We start from the raw sequence: 1,682 nt of genomic DNA, 5'->3' as shown, positions 1-1,682 counted from the left end.
ACTCAAGTGGACACTCGTAAAATCAACATATTCGTGACCTGATCGGCGCTGAAATTCACTCCGGATCTCAGCGCGGGACACCAGGGCACGGTATGCGACCACGGACCGGAACCGTTCGATGCGAAGACTGATCATGACCGCGGTCGCCCTGAGCCGCCGCCACGCGCGGGCGGTGATCGCGGCCTATCTGGCCGCGATCGTGCTGGGGCTCGCCTATACGTCGTCCCATCTCGGGATCGACACCAATACCGATCACCTCTTCGCCGCCAGCCTGCCCTGGCGGCAGGAGCAGATGAAGTTCGACCGGGCGTTCCCGCAGTTCCAGAACCTCATCGTCGCGGTTGTGCGCGCCGATGTGCCGGAGACGGCGGACGCGACGGCGAAGGCGCTGGCCGCGAAGGTGGCGGAGGACAAGACCCATTTCCACGATGCCTCGCGCCCCGGAACCGGCAGTTTCTACGACCGCGACGGCCTGCTGCTGCTGCCCGAGACGCAGCTCGCCACATTGCTGAACTCGATCGTCACCGCCCAGCCGTTTCTCGGCCAGCTCTCGGCCGATCCCTCCGCCGCCGGGCTGTTCAAGGCGCTCGACCTGATGGCGGTGGGCGTCGGCGCGGGGCAGGCCAACCTCGCCCCCTACCGCGCCCAGCTCGACACCTTCCGCAAGGCGCTGGCGGCCGCGGCGGCCGGGCATCCCGCGCCGCTCTCGTGGCAGTCGCTGCTGATGCCGGGGGTGGCCGCGGAGCAGGGCAATGTGCGCTTCGTGCTGATCCATCCGGTTCTCGATCACGGCGCGCTGGAGCCGGGCGGGGTGGCGACGGCGGCGCTGCGGCGGATCATCGCCGGGCTGCCGGAGGTGAAGGACGGCTCGGCGCGGATCAGCTACACGGGGCAGATCCCGCTTTCGGACGAGCAGTTCGCCAGCCTGACCCAGGGGATGGTGGCCGGGCTGCTCATCAGCACCGCGCTGATCACGCTCTGGCTGCTGCTCGCGGTGCGGTCGTGGCGGATGATCGTGCCGATCCTCGCCACGCTGCTCGCGGGACTTGCGCTGACGATCAGCTTCGCCGCCCTCGCCATCGGCACGCTGAACCTGATCTCGGTGGCCTTCGCGATCCTGTTCGTCGGCCTCGCGGTCGATTTCGCGATCCAGTTCTGCGTGCGGCTGCGCGACGTGCGCCGCCGGGTGGACGACCCCGCGCTGGCGCTGATCGGCGCCGCCGACGAGGCGGGGGTGCAGATCGCGCTCGCCGCCGGGGCGACGGCCTGCGGCTTTCTCGCCTTCGTGCCGACCAGCTTCGTGGGCGTCGCCGAACTGGGGCTGATCGCCGGGATCGGCATGGTGATCGCCTTCATCTGCACGATCACCTTCCTGCCCGCCCTGCTCGCCTACACGCGGCCGCGCGGCGAGGCGGAGCGGATCGGCTTTCCGCTCGGCGACTGGGGCGACAGCGCGCTGCAGCGGCACGGCCGCCCGGTGCTCGGCATTTTCGCCGCGGTGGCGATCGCCGGCATTCTCGCCGCCGCCACGCTGCAGTTCGACGCCAACCCGCTCGATACCCAGAACCCGAATACGGAGGCGATGCGGACGCTGCATTCGCTGCTCGACAAATCGGTCACGAATCCTTTCTACATCAATGTCCTGGCGAAGAATGTCGAGGATGCGCGGCAGCTTTCGGCGC

General features: G+C 68.9%; 1 protein-coding gene. It reads left to right on the top strand.

Features of this window, described 5'->3' with window-relative positions; translation table 11 throughout:
- Nucleotides 1-118 precede the first annotated feature (118 nt).
- Nucleotides 119-1,682 (top strand): MMPL family transporter (locus tag APM_RS09420; RefSeq protein WP_007423135.1); only part of this gene is annotated, 1,564 nt, incomplete at its 3' end.

Origin of the sequence: Acidiphilium sp. PM, assembly GCF_000219295.1 — a bacterium.
Taxonomy (GTDB): domain Bacteria; phylum Pseudomonadota; class Alphaproteobacteria; order Acetobacterales; family Acetobacteraceae; genus Acidiphilium; species Acidiphilium multivorum.
Note: the sequence above shows the minus strand (reverse complement) of the source record. Positions and strands in the feature narration are given on the sequence as shown.